A 21,387-nucleotide genomic window follows, 5' to 3' on the forward strand; every position below is an offset into this window, starting at 1 on the left:
CAAGTACTAAACCTGTTTTTATAAACTTTTATGTAGGAATAAATTCCTTTATTGACGGGCTTCTATGCAAATCGGACAAGAACTGCCCAAGCATCTTCACCAGTGTGGGTTTGAATGATCGAACCTGTTTCCAAAACAGAGATTGGAGTTGCAACCAAAGGCTGTAATTGCGCCTTCATTTCGTTAGCAAAGTCAGGTCCACCAGCATAGGAAATTCCTATCTCAGCGATTTCTTTACCGGATAAGTCTTGCATCAACTCGTCCAACCATTTTTTAAAGGTTTTCTGTCCGCGTCCTTTGACAATCGGTTGCAGTTCATCGTTCTTCATTTCCATGACGACCCGAATATTCAAAAGGGAACTCAATAAACCAGTTACACGTCCAATCCGGCCTCCTTTAACCAGGTTTTCCAAAGTAGAAACCCCAATATAGAGTCTAGAATTTTGCTTGACCTCTTCAATGCGAGCTACAATTTCCTCTACGCTAGCACCTTCTTGAGCCAGTTTTGCTGCTTCGACCACTTGGAATTTCATGGCTTGGTCCGTAAAGCTACTATCGATAACTGTTACATCTGCATTGGCTAAGGTAGCTCCTTGACGTGCAGCTTCCACTGTACCAGATAAGGCATGAGACATATGGATTGCAATAATTTGCGCCCCTTCTTGAGCCAATCCTTCGAATATTTCCGCAAACACACCTACTGGAGGTTGACTAGTCTTTGGAAGGTTTTTACTGGATTTCATCAACTGAAGGAATTCTCCTTCGGTTAATTCCGCATCTGAGTAGAGGACACCATCCACCATAACAGAGAGGGGAACGATGGTAATTCCGTATTTTTCAACAACTTCAGGCTCAATCGTTACGGATGAGTCTGTAACAATTTTTACTTGTGACATAACATTCCTACAATCTTTTCTTAGATATATCCATTCTATTATATCAAATTTTCTAGGCTTTTGTGGGACAAAGTCCTTTTTGCTTAATCATCGATGGCTGCAAATCCATCATTAACCAAAGCAACATCGGCCCTCATTCCATTTTCATCAAAGAGAATACCATGGAGGACACCACCATAAACAGCCCCACCATCCATGCCAATCTTCCCATCTTCGGTCACCCAGAGTTCTTTGGTTCCAATATTTTGATCCAAGAGATAGTGGACAGGGGTATGGCCAAAAACAATGGTCTTTCCTGTCTGATTGCTTGCTTCATGGAAGGGCTGGCGAATCCAGACTTTTTGGTAATCCGTCGTTTCATGCCAGTCCGTTAGAGTCAAGTCAATCCCAGCATGCACGAAAATATAGTGTTCTGTTTCATAAACAAAAGGAAGCGAACGGATGAAAGCGACGAGGTCCCCACAAGTCTCTTGCACGCGACGAGCATCCTCTACTCCATCTACTGGAGCCGTTAGGGGACGACCAAGCAGAGAGTTGATCGTGGTATCACCACCATTTCGTCGGTAATGGTCATAGCGTTCGATCGGGTTATCGATCCAGGCTAAAAACATGTATTCGTGGTTACCAGAGAGGCAGATTGCCCCTTGATGGTCGACAAAATCTTTGACCAGTTCGATAACTCTACGACTATCTTCCCCACGGTCTATCAAATCTCCGAGAAAAACCAGCCGAGACTGACCATCCCAATGGGTCATCAGTTCCTCCAACATGCCTGCTTTTCCATGAATATCTCCCACTACGAAATAGCTTCCCATATCGGTTCCTTTCTTCTTAGCTTGGCCGTTTTAGCAATTGCTCCGCCTGCAGGCGGGCTGCTTCTGTCACATCTTCACCAGCAAGCATCTTGGCTACTTCTTCTACCCGTTCTTCATGACTGAGCAAGCGAACGGTCGAAACCGTTGAAAATTCATCACTCACCTTTTCGATAAAGAATTGGTAATCGGCTACTGCAATTACCTGAGGCAAATGAGAGATGGCTAGCACCTGACCAAAACGTCCAATTTTATAGATCTTAGAAGCAATAGCTTGAGCGACCCGACCAGATACCCCTGTATCCACCTCGTCAAAGACGATACTGGTCTTGCCTTCTTTTCGAGAAAAGGCGGACTTGATGGCCAACATAAGACGGGACAATTCACCACCTGAGGCTACTTTTACCAAAGGCTTAAAGTCCTCTCCAGGGTTGGTCGAAATATAAAATTCAACTGTTTCGTTTCCTTCCCGATTAAACTTAGATGGAGTAAAACGCACTTGGAAACGGGCTTTTTCCATGTAGAGATCCGCCAATTCCTGCTGGATCTCTGCTTCCAGCTCTTGGGCTAAGGCATGGCGCCCTTGACTCAGTTCCTTGGCCAAGGCAACCAGCTGGCCTTCCATAGACTTGAGTTCTTTCTCTAAGTCTTCAGAAGAGGTTCCACCTCCTGTTAACAGGCTATATTCCTTACTGATTTGCTCCAAATAATCAAGGACATCTTTTACCTGACCGCCGTACTTACGCGTAATTGAGTGGATCAGGTCTAATCGAGCTTCTACCTGCATCAAACGGTTGCCGTCAAAGTCCAAGCCATCTACCAGATCCTCCAAGCGTTTGGTCAGATCTTCCAGAGTATAGTAGGTCTCAGCCATTTGATCAGACAAGGTCTTGTAGTCCGGATCATACTCTTCGATACTTTGCAGATCATTCATGGCCGATCGAACATTGCTAAGACTGGAGAAGTCTTCTGCATCCAGCATAGCGTAGGCATTGCTTAGGGTATCTGCTATCATCTTATGATTGAGCAGGCGTTGCCGTTCTTGCTCTAACTGGACATCTTCATCCAGGGACAAGGCCGCTGCCTCGATTTCCGAAATTTGGTATTCCAGCATCTCGATTCGAGCTTGGTTTTCCTGGTTATTTTTTTGGATCTGCAAGACCTGCTTGCGCAAGGACTTATATTTCTCAAAGGTCTCTCTGTAGGCCTTCTTGGTCGCAAAAAAAGCATCATCCCCAAAGCTATCCAGCATAGCGATATGCAATGGAGCCCGCATCAGTTCTTCCTGATCGTGCTGGCCATGAATATCTACCAAATGCTGGCCAACCGCCTTGAGAACGGAGAGGTTAACCATCTGCCCATTGATGCGACTGACACTCCGACCATTCTGGAAAATTTCTCTGCGAATAATCAACTCATCTGCCCATTCTAAGCCCTGCTCCTCAAAGAGTTGCTGAAGGGCACGGTTTTCATCAATCGCAAAGAGGCCTTCAATCTCAGCCTTAGGAGCACCATGGCGGATAACATCAGTCGTCGCTCGGCTCCCCAGCATCATATTCATAGCATCGATAATGATGGATTTTCCTGCTCCAGTTTCACCGGTTAAAACCGTCATCCCCGTCTCAAAATTCAGAGCGATTTCTTCAATGATGGCAAAGTTTTTAATTGAAATTTCTAATAGCATCTCTCTCCTACCATTCCATCAATCGTTGTTCGATAAACTGAGCCTTTTCTTCCGAGCGGGCCACAATAAAAATACTATTGTCGTCTGAAATCATACTAAAGATGATGTCATCGAAATCTTCCTGTAGATGGCGCTTGACTAAATAGGCTGTCCCTGGGACAAGCTTGAGGGTCAGAAAACTCCCCATGCGTTCAAAAGATTGAAGATTATTTTCTGCTAATTTTCCACTATGTTGGACACGTGGCAATTCATAGACATAGGCTGAACCTTTTAATGGCGTTTTAATAATGCCCAACTCTTTAATATCACGGGAAACAGTCGCTTGTGTCGCAGAAATTCCCGCTTCCCTCAGATGTTCGACAATTGCATCCTGAGTGCCGACTTTATTTTCTCGGATAAAGCGTCGTATTTTTTCTAATCGGTTTTGTTTACTATTCATGTTTAAAATCAGTGTGGGCTTTGTCGACGACAGCTACAAACTCTTGCTGATCGAGACGATTTTGCCCGGTATTTTTTTCTAAATAAAGTAAAAATTCAATATTGCCATGGCCCCCTTGAATCGGAGAATAATCCACTCCCAAAACGGAGAAGCCATGTTCTATCGCGAAGCCTTGAACCTGTTCCAAGACGGACAGATGGACCTTGGCATCCTTGATAATCCCATTTTTTCCAATCTGCTCCCGACCAGCTTCAAACTGGGGTTTGACAAGAGCGACCACCTGGCCTCCTTCTTGCAAAATCCCATGAAGAGCAGGCAAGATAAGGTTGAGGGAAATAAAACTAACATCAATACTAGCAAAACTTGGTCTTTGCTCAAAATCTTCAGACGTCGCATAACGAAAGTTGAACTGCTCCATCGAGATGACACGAGGATCCTGACGGAGTTTCCAAGCCAACTGATTGGTCCCTACATCCACTGCATAGACCAAGGCAGCTCCATTTTGGAGCATGACATCCGTAAAGCCCCCTGTTGAGGCACCAATATCTAGCGTGATCTTGTCCTGCAAGTCAATCTCAAAAAGGGCCAAGGCCTTTTCTAACTTGAGACCACCGCGACTGACATATTTGAGTTTTTCACCCTTGAGTTTTAATTCAGTCGCTTCATCAATTTTTTCACCTGGTTTATCGAAGCGCTCGCCATTATGGACCGCAACGACCAAACCAGCCATCACACCGCGTTTGGCCTGCTCCCGGGTTTCAAATAGTCCCTGCTTGTAGGCCAGTACGTCAACTCTTTCCTTGACCATGAATTCTCAGTCTTTCTATTATGTTCTTGATTCCAGTCCCTTCGAAGGAAACTTGATTAGAAATGCGATCGAGCAAGTCCTCACAGGCATCCAACTCTCGATCCAAATAAGCCTGAGCTCCATCTAGACCAAGTAGCGCAGGATAGGTCGACTTTTCTGCCTGCAGGTCCTTCTGAGGGGTTTTTCCTAAAGAGGCAAAATCGGCTGTCACATCCAAAATATCATCCCGAATCTGGAAGGCCAAGCCTAAATGGAGGCCAATTTCCTCTAAGAGAGTCGCAACAGCTGGCTCAAGCTCTAAGAGGATCCCCGCAGCTTGGAAAGGATATGCTAGCAGTCGTCCCGTCTTATTGGCATGGATGACTTGCAACTGGTCCAAGGTCAGGCTCGCTCCTTCCCCTTCCATATCCAAGACTTGGCCTGCCACCATCCCAGCTGTCCCTGAAGCATCCGATAATAAGGCGATCAGTTGCACCCGGATAGAAGCTGGAAGATCCGCCTCTGCCACACAGCCAAAGGCATCCAAGAAGAGCGAGTCTCCTGCTAAGATGGCTAAGTCTTCACCAAATTTTTTGTGGTTGGTCAATTGACCACGACGATAATCATCATTATCCATCGCTGGTAGATCATCATGGATCAAGCTTCCCGTATGGATCATTTCAAGAGCGGCTGCCACCTGAAAATGAGCCTCAAGGATTGGAGCATGAAAGGCCTTTAGTAATTCCAATAAGAGCAAAGGCCGAATCCGTTTGCCCCCTGCATGGACTGAATAAAGGATGGATTCTACCAAGCGGGGAGAGATTTGTTTGGCCTCGTAGAAACCTTCAATCGCTTTTTCAACCCCTTGCAGTTTTTCTTCTAAAATCATACCAGTTCCGTTTCTGAGCCATCTGCTTGCATCACCTTGACCAAGGTCTTTTCAGCCTGATCAAGCGTTTCTTGCAAGTCTTTTGATAGCTTCATTCCTTTCTGAAACTCTGAGATGGCCTCTTCAAGGGGCACTTGCCCACTTTCCAACTTTTGGACAATAGCTTCCAAATCAGCTAAATTTTCTTCAAATTTCTTTTCTTTCGACATGCTTTACCTCTACTTCTACTTGCCCATCCCGCATGACTAGCGTCAAGGCATCCTTTTCTTTGATTGTATCCACACTATCCAAAACCTGATCTCCAGCCTGTACCAAGGCGTAGCCTCTAGCCACAATGCGACTGGTATCCAACATCAAGAGAGCTTCTGATAGGCGCTTGGCATCTGCTGCTTTTGTTTGGTAGAGCTCCTTGATTTTCAAGATCATCAATCGCTCCATTTGGAGAATCTGGTCTCGATAGCGCTCCAGCTGATGCTGAGGTGCTTGGGAGGCCAATCGATGGCGGAGTTCTTGTAACTGATGGCTATTTCTGGTAATTGACTCTGACACAGCCTGTTTCAGTCGCAACTGAATCTGATCTAATTTTTGCAGATAAGAATCATACAACCGCTCTGGTTGACGGAAGATAACCGATTGACTCAGTTTTTGCAGGCGCTCCCGATTATATACTAGGCGATTGCGCATAGCGGTTGCCATCCGCCCCTCCTGCTTCTGCAAATGATTAAGTAGGTCCAACTTGGTCACAGGCGTTGCCAACTCAGCCGCAGCTGTTGGAGTGGCTGCCCGGCGATCTGCTACAAAGTCTGCCAGAGTGGTGTCTGTCTCATGGCCCACACTGGAAATGATGGGAATTCTGGACTCAAAAATAGCCCTCACAACCGGCTCTTCATTAAAGGCCCACAGATCCTCGATAGACCCACCACCACGACCGATGATCAAGACATCTAAGTCCGTCCGAGCATTGGCCTTTTGGATATTGGCGACAATTTCTTGGGCAGCTCCCTCTCCTTGTACCTTGGTTGGAAAAAGGAGAATCTCTACACCAGGAAAACGCCGAGTGACAGTGGTGATGATATCTCGAATAACAGCCCCACTCTGACTGGTAATAACCCCGATTTTATTGGAAAACTGGGGAATGGCCTGTTTGAACTTCTCTTGAAAGAGCCCTTCTTCCTGCAGTTTCTTTTTCAACTGCTCAAACTGAATAGCTAAAGCACCGACGCCATCTGGCTCCGCCTTTTCGATGACAATGGAATAACTTCCACTTGGCTCATAGAGTTGGATCCGACCGATGACATTGATCTTCATGCCTTCTTCTAGCTCAAAGCCAAAACTCTTATAGATCCCCGCCCAAACAGTCGCCTGAATCACGGCTTTTTCATCCTTTAGAGAGAAATACTGATGGTTTGGGCGCTTACGGAAGTTAGAAACCTGGCCCGTCAAATAGACCCGCTCCAAATAGGGGTCCTTATCAAATTTTAACTTGAGGTATTTGGTCAGACTGGATACCGATAAATACTCTGACATGGTTCCCCTTTCATACGGAAAATTCTAGTATAAATTATACCAAAAATAAGCGGAAAAAGCTGATTCTACCTACGGAAAAAGCCCCAGATTTCATGATCTGAAGCTCCTATTCTATCGACTTTTCCTATTGGCTAATTTTTTTCATCCATTTTGGGATTTCTTTGCTAATGCTTATCGGTAAAACTACATAAGCCTCCTTGCTCAAGTCTTCAGCAATAGCCGAATGAAGGTAGGTCGCGACTGCCATGCGCTCATACAGCCCAACCTGTGGAAATTGACCTGCAAACCCCGCGATCATCCCTGCCAAGGTATCGCCCATGCCACCTGTTGCTTGGTAAGGACCACCAACTGTTAGTTGGTAATAATCTGCTTGCCCTTGTTGCCAAATCTTAGTCTGGGGTCCCTTTTGGACCAGAATACTTGCTGGAGGAAGTTGGGATAGAGCCAGCCTTGTTGTTTCTTCCCCTTGGTCTCCAATCGCTATACCTGACATCGCCTCCCATTCTTTTTGATGAGGAGTAAAGACCAGATGCGCTTGAGGAAGAGGCAAAGCTAAGCGCGTATAGAGGCTAATAGCTCCACCATCTAGAATCAACACTTGGTGAGGCTGAACCCTGTCAAAAACTAGCTGTACAAGATGTGTCCCTAGATCATTGTCCTTAAGACCCGGCCCCAACAAAATAACGCCTGCTTTGGCGATTTGCTCAGTCAATAACTCTTGGTCAGTCACAGCAAATGCCATAGCTTCAGGTAGCTGACTATGGAGAGCAGGGATATTCTCTTGGTCTGTCGCAACCGTGACAAGACCCGCTCCACTATGAACAGCTGCTATGGCAGCCATCATAATCGCTCCCCCGTAAGGGTAGGTTCCTCCAATCAAGAGAAGACGACCATAGTCACCCTTGTAGGAGTCTGACTGACGACTAACAATAACTTGTTGCAGCAATGTTTGGTCAACTCTTAACATAAGCTTTCCTTCTTTCTTCCTCTATTTTATCACGTTTAGACTAAAAAAAGGCAGGAAAGTAAATTCCAACCTTCAAAATTTTTTCTAATCTGTCTATCGCTCCAAACACGGTCCCGACTTCATGCAAGCTGGTTTATTTTTTCAAAGCCCGAACAGCCGCTTCATAGGTCTGAGTCATCAGCATAGTAATGGTCATAGGACCCACTCCACCAGGAACAGGCGTAATATGGCTAGCAAGTGGTGCCACGGTATCGTAGTCGACATCTCCGCATAGTTTGCCATTTTCATCGCGGTTCATCCCCACATCAATGACGACTGCTCCCTCTTTGACAAAGTCAGCTGTAACAAATTTGGCACGGCCGATAGCCACCACTAGGATATCCGCTTTTCTTGCAATTTTTGCTAAATGATGGGTCCGTGAATGGGTCAAGGTCACCGTAGCATTCTTAGCTAATAGAAGCTGGGCCATGGGTTTTCCAACGATATTGGAGCGACCAATAACGACTGCACTTTTCCCCTCAACATCGATATCGTATTCCCGGAACATTTCCATGATCCCCGCAGGAGTTGAGGGAACCATGACTGGATTTCCCGCCCAAAGATGGCCCATATTAAGGGGGTGGAAGCCGTCGACATCCTTATTGGGATCAATGGCTAGCAAGACAGCCTCATCGTCGATATGTGCTGGTAGCGGCAACTGGACCAAAATCCCATGCCAAAGCGGTTCCTGATTGTAGCGGTCAATAAGTGCCAAGAGTTCCTCTTGTGTAGTAGCCTCTGGTAAGCGGACCACCTCGCTACGAAAACCAGCAGCAAGAGCCGAGCGTTCTTTATTTCGTACGTAGACCTGACTAGCTGGATTTTCCCCCACTAGAATAACCACTAAACCAGGTACCTCCCCTGTTTCCTCTTTTAAACGTGCTGTCTTTTCAGCTAATTCTCCCTGTAATTTTACTGCCAAGGCCTTCCCATCAATCACATGTGTCATCTCAATCTCTTTTCTATTCAATATCTTCTCTATTATATCAGATTTGTGAACCTGCTCCTAACACTTCTTGATTAGATAAGGTTATAGGAAGAAACTATAACAGTTTTATTCCAACAAAAAAGAGAGAGGGACAGAAATCGGTCATTCGTTAGAATTCGATTTCGTCGTCCCACCTCCGCACAGTTGAGTAGGGCTATAAAAGCTGATGAAATTAGCGTAGTAGAGCCCACTCAACCACTGCGTCTTGCTCGACAATCCAAAGACAATTTAGAGGCTAGGACTTTTGTCCCAACCTCTTGATTGATACTTCTTAGTACAACAATTCGTAGATTTCCATTGCAATTAAGTCAATGCTATCGAATGTATAGGTCTCACGCGCTTCTACATCACGAAGAGTAAATACTGATCCATTTTCTTCATCATGGTTGTAGGCTACTTCAGCGACTACAACTCCTTCACGTTCAAAATTACGTTTTAAGTTTCCACCGTCTTTTGTCATTGCTTCCAAACGGCTGATAATTCGTACCAAATGTGATTCCATTTTGATTCTCCTATTTACTTTCTACTCTCCTATTCTATCATAAAAGAAGGAGGAAATTCCAATAAAAATCAACTTTTCCGCTTTTTTCCTCTTTATTCCATGCCTAAAACCGGCCTTCATACTAAATTCTTGCAAACTTTTAGAATACTGTTATAATGAAACTATAAAAGTTTGACTATTTCTGACCAATAGTTTCTACACTTTTTACCCTAGAGAAAGAGGTAAGAGAATGCTTTGTCAAAACTGTAAAATCAACGATTCAACCATTCATCTTTATACAAATGTGAATGGTCACCAACAACAAGTAGACCTTTGCCAGAACTGCTATCAAATTATGAAAACCGATCCTAACAATAGTCTCCTGGCAGGATTAAACCAACAAAATCGCGGAGGGCGGGATCCTTTTGAAGATTTCTTCAATCAACTGGGCAACTTCCAAGCTCCCCAAGAACCTCAAACGCCACCGACCCAATCAGGAGGAGGATATGGAGGTGGAAATGGCTACGGACAAAATGGGAACGGTCGAGCTACTGGACCAAATAGACCTCAAGCCAAACAACAACCAAAAGGACTCCTAGAAGAGTTTGGAATTAATGTTACTGAAATCGCTCGCCGTGGGGACATTGATCCAGTCATTGGCCGTGACGACGAAATTCTCCGAGTTATTGAAATTTTAAACCGCCGAACCAAAAACAACCCTGTTCTGATTGGAGAACCTGGTGTCGGAAAAACAGCTGTCGTAGAGGGCCTGGCCCAGAAGATTGTCGATGGCGATGTCCCTTATAAATTACAAGACAAGGAAGTTATTCGGTTAGACGTTGTTAGCCTGGTTCAAGGGACTGGGATTCGTGGACAATTTGAAGAACGGATGCAACAACTAATGGAAGAAATCCGTCGCCGTGAAGATGTCATTTTGTTTATCGATGAAATCCATGAAATTGTAGGAGCAGGATCTGCAGGTGATGGCAACATGGATGCAGGAAATATCCTCAAACCGGCTCTCGCTCGTGGTGAATTGCAATTAGTTGGTGCCACAACACTCAATGAGTATCGTATTATCGAAAAAGATGCTGCTCTTGAACGCCGGATGCAACCAGTCAAGGTGGATGAACCAACGGTTGAAGAAACCATTACCATCCTTAAAGGCATTCAAAAGAAATACGAAGACTACCACCACGTCCACTACACAGATGGTGCTATTGAGGCTGCAGCTCTCCTCTCCAATCGCTATATCCAAGACCGCTTCTTGCCCGACAAAGCCATTGACCTCTTGGACGAAGCAGGCTCTAAGATGAATTTGACCCTCAATTTTGTCGATCCCAAAGTCATTGACCAGCGCTTAATTGAAGCCGAAAATCTCAAGGCCCAAGCGACGCGGGATGAAGATTTTGAAAAAGCAGCCTACTTCCGTGACCAAATCGCTAAGTACAAAGAAATGCAAGGGCAACAGGTCACCGACCAAGATACGCCCGTCATTAGCGAAAAGACTATCGAACACATTGTTGAGCAAAAGACCAATATTCCAGTTGGAGATTTGAAAGAAAAAGAACAATCCCAATTGATCAACTTGGCTGCTGATTTAAAAGCTCATGTCATCGGCCAAGATGAGGCTGTTGAAAAAATTGCTAAGGCTATCCGTCGTAATCGGGTAGGACTTGGAACGCCAAACCGTCCAATCGGTAGCTTCCTCTTTGTTGGACCAACTGGTGTCGGGAAGACCGAGTTGTCCAAGCAATTGGCCATCGAACTCTTCGGTTCTGCTGATAGTATGATTCGCTTTGACATGAGTGAATACATGGAGAAACATGCCGTTGCCAAATTGGTCGGTGCTCCTCCAGGTTATGTCGGCTATGAAGAAGCTGGCCAGCTGACTGAAAAAGTACGTCGCAACCCTTACTCTCTCATTCTCTTGGATGAGGTAGAAAAGGCCCATCCTGATGTCATGCATATGTTCCTCCAAGTCTTGGATGATGGTCGCTTGACAGATGGTCAAGGACGAACAGTGAGCTTCAAAGATACCATCATCATCATGACTTCCAATGCGGGAACTGGAAAAGCGGAGGCTAATGTTGGTTTTGGGGCGGCTCGTGAAGGACGTACCAATTCTATCCTAGGTGAACTTGGAAACTTCTTTAGTCCAGAATTCATGAACCGGTTTGATGGTATTATTGAATTTAAATCCTTATCTAAAGAAAACCTCCTTCAAATCGTCACTCTTATGCTCGATGATGTCAATCAACGCCTGGCCCACAATGATATCCACCTCGATGTTACCGATAAGGTCAAGGAAAAATTGGTTGATTTGGGCTACGATCCAAAAATGGGAGCTCGTCCACTTCGTCGTACCATTCAGGACTATATCGAAGATGCCATTACAGATTACTACTTAGAAAATCCTAGTGAAAAAGATCTGAAGGCTGTCATGACCAGCAATGGAAAGATTTGCATTAAAGGAAAGAACAAACCTGCTAACGAGGCAGAAAAAGGAACTGAATAATCGCATTTAAAGTGGCTGGGACAAAAGTCCTAGCCACTCAATTGTCTTTGGATTGTCTAGCAAGACGCAGTGGTTGAGTGGGCTCTACTACGCTGCTTTCATCAGCTTTTACAGCCCTACTCAACTGTGCGGAGGTAGGACGACGAAATCGAATTCTATCGAATTACCGATTTCTGTCCCACTCTCTTATTTTTATCTCCTACTGCTTTTTATGTCCATCTATGTTATAATGATAAAAAAATAAGAAGCGAGCTTTAATATGACTGTTGCAACTTTTGGGACAAAAGAAGAAAATGTTGACTATGTCAATCGTTATGGAGTCTATGCGGTGATTCCAAATCCAGCCAAGGATAAAATCATCCTAGTCCAAGCACCAAATGGAGCTTGGTTCCTACCAGGTGGTGAAATCGAGGCAGGAGAAGATCATTTTTTGGCACTCGAGCGCGAACTGATCGAAGAATTGGGTTTCACTGCGACCATCGGCGAGTATTATGGCCAAGCAGACGAGTACTTCTATTCTAGTCACCGCGACACCCACTACTATAATCCTGCCTATATCTATGAAGTAACTGACTTTGTAGAAGCTCAAAAACCGCTAGAGGATTTCAATAACATTGCCTGGTTCCCCATCGATGAAGCCATTGACAGATTAAAAAGAGGAAGTCATAAGTGGGGCATCAAAATGTGGAAATCTGCCCAAAAATTGTAAGCAACTTCTTTCACAAAATAAAAAAAAGTGCTATAATAAATGGAGAAAGAGCTTAGGAGGATCTCACATGAAGCTTATGAACACAACAAATAGTCATGCTACTCTGGTCAAAAGTCAATTAGAAAGTACCGATGCTACCCTTGTTGAGGTCTATTCAGCTGGTAACACCGACGTTATCTTTACCAAAGCTCCTACACATTACGAATTGCTGATTAGTAACAAACACCGTGCCATTCGTGAAACAGAAGTTGAAAAAATTCGTGAGTTCTTTTTAAAACGCAAGATTGATCTTCAAATCATTGACCAATCTGCTATAAAGACCCTCTACTCTGATAAACTGATCGAAATTTCTTTCCCAATTGCTAAGTAAGGTATTTCTACCTTACTTTTTTCTTTGCTATCTTTTTCAAAAAACATCCGTTCACCTCGATAATGAGATGAACGGATGTTTTATTTCTGATAGATCATTTTTACGTGAGGGGTAGAAGCCAAGATAAAAGGCTCGCTCACCCTTTGAAAACCTAGCTTTTCATACAAGCCAACTACCTGTTCTTGGGCCTCAATTTCAATGGTCCGCCCAGGAAAGCTCTGTTCACACAGATCCAAAATCTGCTCCACCATAGCCCTTCCCAGTCCTTGGCCACGACTGTCTTTGGCTACAGCAACTCGGCCAAAATGAATCGTAGTCCCCGTCTCAAAGATCCGTGCATAGGCATCTACATTTCCCTTTTCGTCTTGATGAAAAAGGTGAAGAGCTCTAAGATCAATAGCATCAAGATCATTGTAGATTCTTGTCTGTTCCACGACAAAGGTTTCCAAACGCAATTGAACGATCTCGTAAAACTCTTTTAGTTCTAGTTCTTTAAATTCTTTCCGGTACCACATCAGTTCCTCTTTATTGAAAAAGTCGAGGCTGGGACAAAAGTCCTAGCCTCTTTTTTGTCTTTGGATTGTCGAGCAAGACGCAGTGGTTGAGTGGGCTCTACTACGCTGATTACATCAGCTTTTATAGCCCTACTCAACTGTGCGGAGGTGGGACGACGAAATCGAATTCTAACGAATGACCGATTTCTGTCCCACTCTCTATTTTTTCACTTCTTATTATTTGGCTTCAAATCCTTCTGCTACTGCGTCTGCAAAGTTTTCTTCTACGATGCTTGCACAGTGGTCACAGATGGTTGCGTTGTAGCTACGTTCTGCTGTACTTGGATCGATGCGGCGGCAGCGGTCACAAACCTCGCCAGCTGCACGTTCAACAGTGAAAGCAACATCCTCGAAGGCCACTGCGCCTTCTGGAGCTGGACCTTCTGCAATGGTCAACTCTGAAACAATCAAGAGTTGTGCAACATTGCTATCTACTGCCCCAAGAAGAGTCTTCACTACTTCGTTTGGATAAACCGTCAAGTGAGCTTCAAGAGATTTACCGATCACTTTTTCGTTCCGTGCTTCTTCTAAAGCTTTTTGAGCTTGGCCACGGAAGTCCATGAAGGCTGACCAGGCATCCAAGATTTCTTCTTGGTTAGCAAATGTTTGAGCTTCTGGTAATTCTGACAATTGAACGAAGTCTTCCGCTTCAAACTCAAGATAAGACCAGATTTCCTCTGCAGTGTGAGGAAGAATTGGTGTCAAAAGTTTGGTGATTTTCACAAGAATGTCATAGAAGACTGTTTGCATTTGACGGCGTTCAAGTGATTTCGCACCTTCGATGTAGACAACATCTTTGGCAAAATCTAGGTAGAAGGCAGACAAATCAACATTGATAAAGTTCACCAAAGCCTTGTAGATGGTCAAGAATTCGAAGTTTGCGTAGGCATCACGAATGGTCTTGACAAGTTGGTTAAAGCGGATAGTCATGTACTTATCAACGGAACGAAGCTCTTCATAAGCTACTGCATCCTCAGCTGGGTTAAAGTCAGATGTGTTCGCAATCAAGAAACGAAGGGTGTTACGGATCTTACGGTAAGTCTCAGAAACTTGGCTCAAGATATCCATAGAGATACGTACGTCGTTGCTTGAATCCACACTGGTTACCCAGAGACGCAAGATTTCAGCACCAAATTGTTTTTCAACATCACTTGGAGCAATCGTGTTTCCAAGAGATTTGGACATCTTTTCACCTTTACCATCCAAGGCAAAACCTTGTGACAAGATTTGTTTGTAAGGTGCTACGCCATGGTTTGCCACAGATGTAATGAGCGAGGAGTTGAACCAACCACGGTACTGGTCAGAACCTTCTAGGTAAAGATCAGCTGGGTATTTGAGTTCTGGACGGTTGACAACTACTCCATTCCATGATGAACCGGAGTCGAACCATACGTCCATGATATCTGTTTCTTTCTTGAACTCTCCATTTGGAGAACCTGGATGCGTAAATCCTTCTGGCAAGAGGTCTTTGGCATCACGTTCCCACCAGATGAGAGAGCCATGCTCTTCAAAGAGTTGAGCCACATGCTCAATCGTTTCAGCTGTCATGATTGGTGTGCCATCTTCAGCATAGAAGATTGGAAGTGGGACACCCCAAGCACGTTGACGAGAGATAACCCAGTCACCACGGTCACGAATCATATTGTAAAGACGGACTTTACCCCACTCTGAGTGGAATTTCACTTTTTCAATTTCATCCAAGATTTCTTGACGGAATTTTGAAACTGAGGCAAACCATTGTGGAACTGCACGCCAGATGATTGGCTTCTTCGTACGCCAGTCAAATGGGTAGGAGTGAGAGATTTCTTCTTGAGCAAGAAGCAAATCACCAAGTTTTTCAATAACCGTTGGCACAACCTTGTCATAGAATTGACCTTCAAACTCAGGACCAGCATTGGCCATCATGATCCCGCGTTCGTTAACAGTCACGGCAACTTCTAGACCATTAGCAACACCGACATTGTAGTCATCCTCACCAAAACCAGGGGCTGTATGGACGATACCAGTACCTGAGTCTGTTGTAACGTGATCACCAAGTATCACGAGTTCATCTACTGCTGTATCCCATGGGTGTTCTGTCACGATGTTGTTGAGGTCTTGTCCACGGTAAGTTGCCAAAACTTGAACATCAGCCCAACCAAACTTCTCAGACAAACTGTTCAACAATTCTGCAGCTACCACAAACTTACGGGTTTCACCAGCTGGTTGCACCAAGACGTAATCAATATCCGCACCAACAGTCAAACCACGAGAAGCTGTGATGGTGAATGGTGTTGTTGTCCAGACAACGATGTATGTGTCTGTATCTAGGACACCTTTACCATCTTTAACCTTGTTGGCATAGTAAAGGGAAGTTGAAACTAAGTCATGGTATTCAATTTCCGCTTCAGCAAGAGCTGACTCAGATGACCAAGACCAGTAAACAGGCTTCGCTCCACGGTAGATATAGCCTTTATTAGCCATTTCACCGAAGACACGGATTTGCGCTGCTTCATAGTCAGGTGTCAATGTTACATACGGATTTTCCCAGTCACCTGAAACACCCAAACGCTTGAAATCTTCGCGTTGTTTATCTACTTGAGAAAGAGCATATTCACGGCAAAGTTTTAAGTACTCAACCAAGTCCATCTCTTTGCGTTTGACACCTTGTTTTGCCAAAACTTGCTCGATTGGCAATCCGTGTGTATCCCAACCTGGGATGTATGGTGCGTAGAATCCTGACATAGATTTCGAACGAACAATGATATCTTTTGAAATCTTGTTCATGGCATGTCCTACGTGGATATTCCCGTTAGCATACGGAGGGCCATCATGCAAAGTGAAATGAGGTTTCCCTTGGTTCAATTCTTGACGGCGTTGATAAAGCTTTGCCTCATCCCATTCTTTTTGCCATACTGGTTCTTTTGTGGGAAGACCTGCCCGCATCGGGAACTCTGTCTTACCTAAATTTAGTGTCTCTTTGAGTTTCATGGTGTCTCCTCTAAAAAATAATCATACAAAATAAAAGACCACGACCTCGCCAAAAAGGACGACAAATCGTGGTACCACCTTCATTCAAGAAAGAGAGTACTCTCTTTCTCCTCTTTTGTCGCTAACGCTGACCAGCGTTAGTGGTTACTCATTTCACCACTAAGATTTGTAAAAGGATCTACCTTAACAAAGGGAGTACAGGTCTTCCACCATCACCTGCTCGCTAAAACTATTTGATAAGGTCACTGTTTTTACAGATTATAAAATTGAAACAGTTTCCCGTTGTTCTTCCCCTTCTGGAGCGTCGATATCATCAACTTCAGGAGTTTCTACAACAATTTCTTCAATAGAATCTTGAACTACTTGATTTTTTTCTGCTTCTTCCAAAGCTACTTGAACTTTTTCATTCAATCCTTCAAAAGCTTGAGTCGCAGACAATTCACGGTTTACAGCTTCAATATGTTTTTGCAATTCTTCAATTTCAGCACGTGAGAATTGACGAGTTAAATCAATTGCTTCATCATCGTAGTTATGATGAACCGTTTCTTCCAAAGCTTTTTCGACTACTTCACGGAAAGCCTCATCACTTGTTTGAATATACATAGCAGTTGGGCGAAGAATTTCATCCCATTCTGGTGTATCAATGATGCTCAATTGACTTTCAATAGTTGATTTCAAACGTTGGTGGAAGACACGTGTCTTATTCTTCAATTCTTCCGTTTCTACTGCAACTTTCTTGGCATTGTCTGTAGCATGACGGAGAATCTCATTCGCTTTCGCTTTTGCTTCTTCGACTAAGTGGTGAGCATCTTGCTCAGCTTGACGAATAATCGTTTCTGAACGCTCATTTGCCGCGTGCTTCACACGTTCCGCAGTATCTTGAGCGATCAATACTGATTGACTCAAAGAGTCTTTCATTTCATCAAAGTAATTCAAGCGTTCTTCCAACGCACTAATTTTTGTTTCCAATTCATGTTTTTCACGAACTAATTTTTCATAGTCTCGGTAGACCATGTCTTGAAACTCTTCAACTTCTTTAGCATCGTAGCCTCTAAATTTTACATAAAAGCGTTTATCTTTGATTTCTAAAGCTGTAAGTGCCATAGTTCCTCCTTATTTTCTACTGGAAAATACTTCAACTGTTATTTTGTATTTCCCGCTTTTTGATTGGCCGTTTTCTGATAGAAATTTAAAGCGGCCATATTTTCGAACACTAATTAAATCTGCTACTTGAATCATCCGACTAGGATTATCAATTGGCGCATAGTTTACCTTTACTTGGCCAGACTGAATCAATTGAACAGCAACAGACCGAGCAAGCTTAAAAGTCGAGGCTACTAGCTTATCAAGCCGTACACTAGTAACCAATAGGTCTTTGATCTTGGATGGTTCTTCTACAAAAATCCTGTCTCGACAGTCGATCTCACGAATCTTCACAGAGGCTTTTGCAATTTTTCTAAGATTCTCTTTGAAGTAGGAAGAGAAACGTGCATCCACATAAATATGAATTTTCCCCTGTCCAACCACGATATCTCCAAAAGACTTTCTTTCCAAGCCTAGCTGATGGAGAAGCGAGCCCAAAACTTGAGAATGACTTAATCGATAGAATTTATCCGGATAGAGAACTTCTAATAAGGCAATCTCAAAATCAGATGCATCCAACACATAGTAGCTAGGAGCAAGAATCACCCGTGCATATTCTGTTGGATAAATTTCTGAACTTGAGAATACCTGCAAACCGTGGTGGGCACCAATTTGTTGTAAAATATCAACCTGATGTGGATTTAAAAAAGAGGTCAGTTCAAAACTATACTGTTGCTCCACCCGAGCCACTAATTCTAGGACTCGATCGATAAATACGTGATCTTCTTGACTATAGTGTTGATAAAATCCCTTGGTCATATAAATTGTACCAAAAATTGAAGGACAAATCGTTCCACTACGGACAGAGCGAGCAAGGCAAACATGACCGTAAAGTCTAACCCACCAAATTGCAAAGGAATCTTTCTAAATAGGCTCAAAAATGGTTCGACGATCCGTTGAACCATTTTAGCTAAAGCCGATTCTGATGCATTTGGAAACCAACTAAGCAACGCATAGATGATTAATACTAGCTCAAAAACCTGAAAGAAATTTCTAACTAATTGTAGGACAAACATATTAACGATTTCGTTTCATATCAAAGTCATATTCAGCAATTTCGACATCATTTGGAAGGCGAATATCTTCAATATTCACAACAACATTGATTGGTGTTAGTAAGTACATAGTACTTGCAACACGACGTAGATTCCCGGCTAATACATAGCGAGCACCATCCAAATAATCCAAACATCTTCTCGCCTGAACTTCAGTCATGTATTGGAAGTCAATGAGAATACTTTCGTTTGCCAACAACAAGTCAACAATTTCAGTTGCTTCTTCGTATTTACGAGGATAGCGGACATCAATTGTAATCTTTTCATCTGCAGCAGAACGATTTCTTGCCAACTCTTGTTGACGTTGATGAAGTCGAGTAATATTTTCAGAAGATGATTTTTGAGATGAAGCTGATTCAACCACTGCTGTAGAAGCTACTTGTGGACGACTTGCTGCAACAGGAGTAGGTTTCTGCTCCTTGGCAGCTCCCACAGCTTTTGGACGTGGTTTTGATGATGGTTGTACTGGTTTAGGGGATGATACAGGTTGGCTAGCACCGACTGCTTGAGCAGGCGCTTCTTGCACATCGTACTCATCTCCATCTTCAGTAAAATAATCAATCAATCGATCAAATCTATCTTTAAATGACATAATTCTTTCCTATTTGAAAAATGAGGTCCCAATTCGCACAAAAGTCGCACCGTTAGCAATTGCTACATCATAATCACGACTCATTCCCATGCTTAACTCTGTAAAGGGCATATTTTTCAACTGTTTCTTTTGTAATTCTTTTTGAAGTTGGTGAGTTGCTGCAAATATGGCTTGCAACTCGTCCTGACTTGCCTCAAAAGGAGCCATCGTCATTAAGCCAACAATTTGTAAGTTATCCAAGTTTTCCATTTCTGGAAGAAGAGCATCGAGCTCTTCCGGAGCAAATCCATGCTTGCTTTCTTCTCCAGAAATATTAACTTGTATAAAACATTTAATTGGGTGACTCGCCCTTTTTTGAATTTCTTGGGCAAGCTTCATAGAATCTAAAGCATGGAAGTAATCTACATAATTGATAACTTCTTTTACTTTACGACGTTGGAGACTACCGATCAAATGCCAGGTAAGTCCCTCACCTTTTAGAGCTTGGTATTTTTCTAGAAATTTATCAACACGGTTTTCACCGATATGACGGACTCCTGTATCTACCAGAGCCTTAGCTTGGTCGATACCGACATACTTAGTAACAGCAATTACATTCACCTGATCAGTGCGGTTTGCTGTTTCCATTGCTTGTGCAACCTGCGAGAATATACGCTCTTTATTTTCAATCAGATTCATTCTTAACGGTTACGGAAAAATGGTGGTGTTTCCAACTCATCATCTTCTGAAGAAGAATCCACATAGCGCTCAACTTGACGACCAGTGCTAGTATCAGACTGACGTACAATGTTTTCACGACGAATGTCCCAATCTCCAAACGCAGATCCACGAGGTTTTTCTTGTTTAGCACGTGATTGAGGAGTAGGCATGTCGATTTCTTCCTTCAAATCGAATTCGCGATCAAATTGTGGAGTTTGTGGACGTTGTTCACGTGGTCCAGTTTGATAATAACGTGCTGAACTTGGTGCATGAGATGCAATTCCACTAACTTTTTCAACTTTGTCCTGACGAACACCAGTTGCGACAACCGTTACACGAATCTCATCTTTCATTGATTCATCAATAGATGTACCGAGCCAAATGTTTACGCCATGACCAGCTGCTTGGTTAACAATTTCAGAAGCTTCTTCTGCTTCAATCAAGGTCATATCCAAACCACCAGTAACGTTGACGATCACATCTTCAGCACCGTCAATGGTTGTTTCAAGGAGTGGTGAGTAGATGGCTTTACGAGCTGCTTCAATCACACGCTCTTCACCATTACCAACACCGATACCCATCAAGGCATTTCCTTTGTTTTCCATAACAGTCTTCACGTCAGCGAAGTCAAGGTTAATCAATCCTGGGCTTGTGATCAAGTCAGTGATCCCTTGAACCCCTTGGCGAAGGACATTATCTGCTTCACTCAATGCTTCAAGAAGTGGTGTTTTCTTATCAACAATTTCTAACAAGTTGTTGTTAGAAATGATCAACAAGGTATCCACATGCTCGCGAAGTTCATTGATTCCTTCGATCGCATAGTTGCTACGTTTGGTTCCTTCAAATCCGAAAGGACGAGTCACAACGGCTACTGTCAAAGCACCAACGGCTTTAGCAATACGAGCGATAACTGGTGCAGCACCTGTACCAGATCCTCCACCCATTCCTGCTGTGATGAAGACCATGTCTGCACCTTGCAAAGCCTCGGTCAATACTTCTTCACTTTCTTCTGCGGCTTTACGACCAACCTCAGGTTGACCTCCAGCACCCAAACCACGAGTCAACTTAGGACCCAATTGGATAACTGTTTCTGCTTTTGCACTTGAAAGTGCTTGTACGTCTGTGTTTGCTGCGATGAATTCTACACCAGCAACTCCTTCGTCAATCATACGGTTGATGGCATTACCGCCACCGCCACCGACACCGATTACTTTAATAACTGCACCTTGTGCCGCTGCTGTGTCAAATGAAAATGTCATAAATACTTA

Annotated in this window: 22 protein-coding genes and 1 other annotated feature; of the genes, 3 read left to right on the plus strand and 19 right to left on the minus strand. The window is 43.6% G+C overall.

Features of this window, described 5'->3' with window-relative positions; translation table 11 throughout:
- Positions 1-62: 62 nt before the first annotated feature.
- From DW930_RS04250 to DW930_RS04305, 11 genes are all read right to left on the minus strand, one after another.
- The gene (locus tag DW930_RS04250) at positions 63-896 is read right to left on the minus strand and encodes a DegV family protein (protein ID WP_123159415.1); all 834 of its coding nucleotides are present in this window, start codon (positions 894-896) and stop codon (positions 63-65) included.
- An 83-nt stretch (positions 897-979) separates the two neighbouring features.
- On the minus strand, positions 980-1,711 hold the full coding sequence (locus DW930_RS04255) for a metallophosphoesterase (RefSeq protein WP_123159416.1): 732 nt from the start codon (positions 1,709-1,711) through the stop codon (positions 980-982).
- A gap of 16 nt (positions 1,712-1,727) precedes the next feature.
- Positions 1,728-3,392: a DNA repair protein RecN gene (gene recN / locus DW930_RS04260; RefSeq protein WP_123159417.1), complete on the minus strand. Its 1,665-nt coding sequence runs from the start codon at positions 3,390-3,392 to the stop codon at positions 1,728-1,730.
- 7 nt (positions 3,393-3,399) lie between these two features.
- Entirely contained in the window at positions 3,400-3,831 is a 432-nt protein-coding gene (locus tag DW930_RS04265) for an arginine repressor (RefSeq protein ID WP_023022501.1), read from the minus strand.
- On the minus strand, positions 3,824-4,639 hold the full coding sequence (locus DW930_RS04270; RefSeq protein WP_023022499.1) for a TlyA family RNA methyltransferase: 816 nt from the start codon (positions 4,637-4,639) through the stop codon (positions 3,824-3,826). Before DW930_RS04270 ends, DW930_RS04265 begins: the two co-directional genes overlap by 8 nt.
- Complete coding sequence (locus tag DW930_RS04275) at positions 4,620-5,507, minus strand: polyprenyl synthetase family protein (protein WP_123159418.1); 888 nt, start codon at positions 5,505-5,507, stop codon at positions 4,620-4,622. The genes DW930_RS04270 and DW930_RS04275 overlap by 20 nt, the downstream gene beginning before the upstream one ends.
- Positions 5,504-5,716, minus strand: a complete 213-nt coding sequence (locus DW930_RS04280) for an exodeoxyribonuclease VII small subunit (RefSeq protein WP_006596769.1) — start codon at positions 5,714-5,716, stop codon at positions 5,504-5,506. Before DW930_RS04280 ends, DW930_RS04275 begins: the two co-directional genes overlap by 4 nt.
- Positions 5,694-7,034, minus strand: a complete 1,341-nt coding sequence (gene xseA, locus DW930_RS04285) for an exodeoxyribonuclease VII large subunit (protein ID WP_123159419.1) — start codon at positions 7,032-7,034, stop codon at positions 5,694-5,696. Before xseA ends, DW930_RS04280 begins: the two co-directional genes overlap by 23 nt.
- Before the next feature lie 124 nt (positions 7,035-7,158).
- Positions 7,159-8,001, minus strand: coding sequence for an NAD(P)H-hydrate dehydratase (locus DW930_RS04290; RefSeq protein WP_123159420.1), 843 nt, complete (start codon positions 7,999-8,001; stop codon positions 7,159-7,161).
- A gap of 133 nt (positions 8,002-8,134) precedes the next feature.
- Positions 8,135-8,989 (minus strand): bifunctional methylenetetrahydrofolate dehydrogenase/methenyltetrahydrofolate cyclohydrolase, encoded by an 855-nt coding sequence (locus DW930_RS04295; RefSeq protein ID WP_023022489.1) that lies wholly within the window; start codon positions 8,987-8,989, stop codon positions 8,135-8,137.
- Between the two features lie 310 nt (positions 8,990-9,299).
- Positions 9,300-9,530, minus strand: a complete 231-nt coding sequence (locus DW930_RS04305; RefSeq protein ID WP_048687767.1) for a DUF1797 family protein — start codon at positions 9,528-9,530, stop codon at positions 9,300-9,302.
- A 229-nt stretch (positions 9,531-9,759) separates the two neighbouring features.
- Between DW930_RS04305 and DW930_RS04310 the strand changes: the two genes are divergently transcribed.
- From DW930_RS04310 to DW930_RS04325, 3 genes are all read left to right on the plus strand, one after another.
- Positions 9,760-12,027: an ATP-dependent Clp protease ATP-binding subunit gene (locus tag DW930_RS04310; protein WP_123159422.1), complete on the plus strand. Its 2,268-nt coding sequence runs from the start codon at positions 9,760-9,762 to the stop codon at positions 12,025-12,027.
- A gap of 259 nt (positions 12,028-12,286) precedes the next feature.
- Positions 12,287-12,736, plus strand: a complete 450-nt coding sequence (locus DW930_RS04320; RefSeq protein WP_006596775.1) for an NUDIX hydrolase — start codon at positions 12,287-12,289, stop codon at positions 12,734-12,736.
- A 67-nt stretch (positions 12,737-12,803) separates the two neighbouring features.
- Positions 12,804-13,106 (plus strand): DUF1827 family protein, encoded by a 303-nt coding sequence (locus tag DW930_RS04325; RefSeq protein ID WP_006596776.1) that lies wholly within the window; start codon positions 12,804-12,806, stop codon positions 13,104-13,106.
- A gap of 80 nt (positions 13,107-13,186) precedes the next feature.
- On the opposite strand, the gene DW930_RS04330 is transcribed toward DW930_RS04325, so the two are convergent.
- The 8 genes from DW930_RS04330 to ftsZ form a co-directional block, all read right to left on the minus strand.
- A complete protein-coding gene (locus DW930_RS04330; protein ID WP_123159423.1) occupies positions 13,187-13,621 on the minus strand; it encodes a GNAT family N-acetyltransferase in 435 nt (144 codons plus the stop codon).
- Between the two features lie 216 nt (positions 13,622-13,837).
- On the minus strand, positions 13,838-16,630 hold the full coding sequence (ileS, locus tag DW930_RS04335) for an isoleucine--tRNA ligase (RefSeq protein WP_123159424.1): 2,793 nt from the start codon (positions 16,628-16,630) through the stop codon (positions 13,838-13,840).
- Positions 16,631-16,681: 51 nt separating this feature from the next.
- Positions 16,682-16,898 (minus strand) — a binding site (T-box leader).
- Positions 16,889-17,734, minus strand: coding sequence for a DivIVA domain-containing protein (locus DW930_RS04340; RefSeq protein ID WP_123159425.1), 846 nt, complete (start codon positions 17,732-17,734; stop codon positions 16,889-16,891). Its footprint overlaps the feature before it by 10 nt.
- A 9-nt stretch (positions 17,735-17,743) precedes the next feature.
- On the minus strand, positions 17,744-18,532 hold the full coding sequence (locus DW930_RS04345) for a YlmH/Sll1252 family protein (RefSeq protein ID WP_023022477.1): 789 nt from the start codon (positions 18,530-18,532) through the stop codon (positions 17,744-17,746).
- Positions 18,529-18,789, minus strand: a complete 261-nt coding sequence (locus DW930_RS04350; RefSeq protein ID WP_006596781.1) for a YggT family protein — start codon at positions 18,787-18,789, stop codon at positions 18,529-18,531. The genes DW930_RS04345 and DW930_RS04350 overlap by 4 nt, the downstream gene beginning before the upstream one ends.
- 1 nt (position 18,790) lies before the next feature.
- Positions 18,791-19,420: a cell division protein SepF gene (locus DW930_RS04355; RefSeq protein WP_023022475.1), complete on the minus strand. Its 630-nt coding sequence runs from the start codon at positions 19,418-19,420 to the stop codon at positions 18,791-18,793.
- Between the two features lie 9 nt (positions 19,421-19,429).
- Positions 19,430-20,098 carry a YggS family pyridoxal phosphate-dependent enzyme gene (locus DW930_RS04360; protein WP_042507438.1) on the minus strand — a complete coding sequence of 223 codons (669 nt, stop codon included), beginning with the start codon at positions 20,096-20,098 and terminating at the stop codon, positions 19,430-19,432.
- A gap of 2 nt (positions 20,099-20,100) precedes the next feature.
- Complete coding sequence (gene ftsZ / locus DW930_RS04365; RefSeq protein ID WP_120701160.1) at positions 20,101-21,378, minus strand: cell division protein FtsZ; 1,278 nt, start codon at positions 21,376-21,378, stop codon at positions 20,101-20,103.
- Between the last annotated feature and the right edge of the window lie 9 nt (positions 21,379-21,387).

The sequence above is a fragment of the Streptococcus sp. AM43-2AT genome (genome assembly GCF_003603405.1).
In the GTDB taxonomy this organism is placed as follows: Bacteria; Bacillota; Bacilli; order Lactobacillales; family Streptococcaceae; genus Streptococcus; species Streptococcus ilei.

Coding starts and splice junctions, on each gene's coding strand:
- DW930_RS04250 (WP_123159415.1), bottom strand. CDS start 896: ATGTCACAAGTAAAAATTGTTACAGACTCATCCGTAACGATTGAGCCT.
- DW930_RS04255 (WP_123159416.1), bottom strand. CDS start 1,711: ATGGGAAGCTATTTCGTAGTGGGAGATATTCATGGAAAAGCAGGCATG.
- recN (WP_123159417.1), bottom strand. CDS start 3,392: ATGCTATTAGAAATTTCAATTAAAAACTTTGCCATCATTGAAGAAATC.
- DW930_RS04265 (WP_023022501.1), bottom strand. CDS start 3,831: ATGAATAGTAAACAAAACCGATTAGAAAAAATACGACGCTTTATCCGA.
- DW930_RS04270 (WP_023022499.1), bottom strand. CDS start 4,639: ATGGTCAAGGAAAGAGTTGACGTACTGGCCTACAAGCAGGGACTATTT.
- DW930_RS04275 (WP_123159418.1), bottom strand. CDS start 5,507: ATGATTTTAGAAGAAAAACTGCAAGGGGTTGAAAAAGCGATTGAAGGT.
- DW930_RS04280 (WP_006596769.1), bottom strand. CDS start 5,716: ATGTCGAAAGAAAAGAAATTTGAAGAAAATTTAGCTGATTTGGAAGCT.
- xseA (WP_123159419.1), bottom strand. CDS start 7,034: ATGTCAGAGTATTTATCGGTATCCAGTCTGACCAAATACCTCAAGTTA.
- DW930_RS04290 (WP_123159420.1), bottom strand. CDS start 8,001: ATGTTAAGAGTTGACCAAACATTGCTGCAACAAGTTATTGTTAGTCGT.
- DW930_RS04295 (WP_023022489.1), bottom strand. CDS start 8,989: ATGACACATGTGATTGATGGGAAGGCCTTGGCAGTAAAATTACAGGGA.
- DW930_RS04305 (WP_048687767.1), bottom strand. CDS start 9,530: ATGGAATCACATTTGGTACGAATTATCAGCCGTTTGGAAGCAATGACA.
- DW930_RS04310 (WP_123159422.1), top strand. CDS start 9,760: ATGCTTTGTCAAAACTGTAAAATCAACGATTCAACCATTCATCTTTAT.
- DW930_RS04320 (WP_006596775.1), top strand. CDS start 12,287: ATGACTGTTGCAACTTTTGGGACAAAAGAAGAAAATGTTGACTATGTC.
- DW930_RS04325 (WP_006596776.1), top strand. CDS start 12,804: ATGAAGCTTATGAACACAACAAATAGTCATGCTACTCTGGTCAAAAGT.
- DW930_RS04330 (WP_123159423.1), bottom strand. CDS start 13,621: ATGTGGTACCGGAAAGAATTTAAAGAACTAGAACTAAAAGAGTTTTAC.
- ileS (WP_123159424.1), bottom strand. CDS start 16,630: ATGAAACTCAAAGAGACACTAAATTTAGGTAAGACAGAGTTCCCGATG.
- DW930_RS04340 (WP_123159425.1), bottom strand. CDS start 17,734: ATGGCACTTACAGCTTTAGAAATCAAAGATAAACGCTTTTATGTAAAA.
- DW930_RS04345 (WP_023022477.1), bottom strand. CDS start 18,532: ATGACCAAGGGATTTTATCAACACTATAGTCAAGAAGATCACGTATTT.
- DW930_RS04350 (WP_006596781.1), bottom strand. CDS start 18,789: ATGTTTGTCCTACAATTAGTTAGAAATTTCTTTCAGGTTTTTGAGCTA.
- DW930_RS04355 (WP_023022475.1), bottom strand. CDS start 19,420: ATGTCATTTAAAGATAGATTTGATCGATTGATTGATTATTTTACTGAA.
- DW930_RS04360 (WP_042507438.1), bottom strand. CDS start 20,098: ATGAATCTGATTGAAAATAAAGAGCGTATATTCTCGCAGGTTGCACAA.
- ftsZ (WP_120701160.1), bottom strand. CDS start 21,378: ATGACATTTTCATTTGACACAGCAGCGGCACAAGGTGCAGTTATTAAA.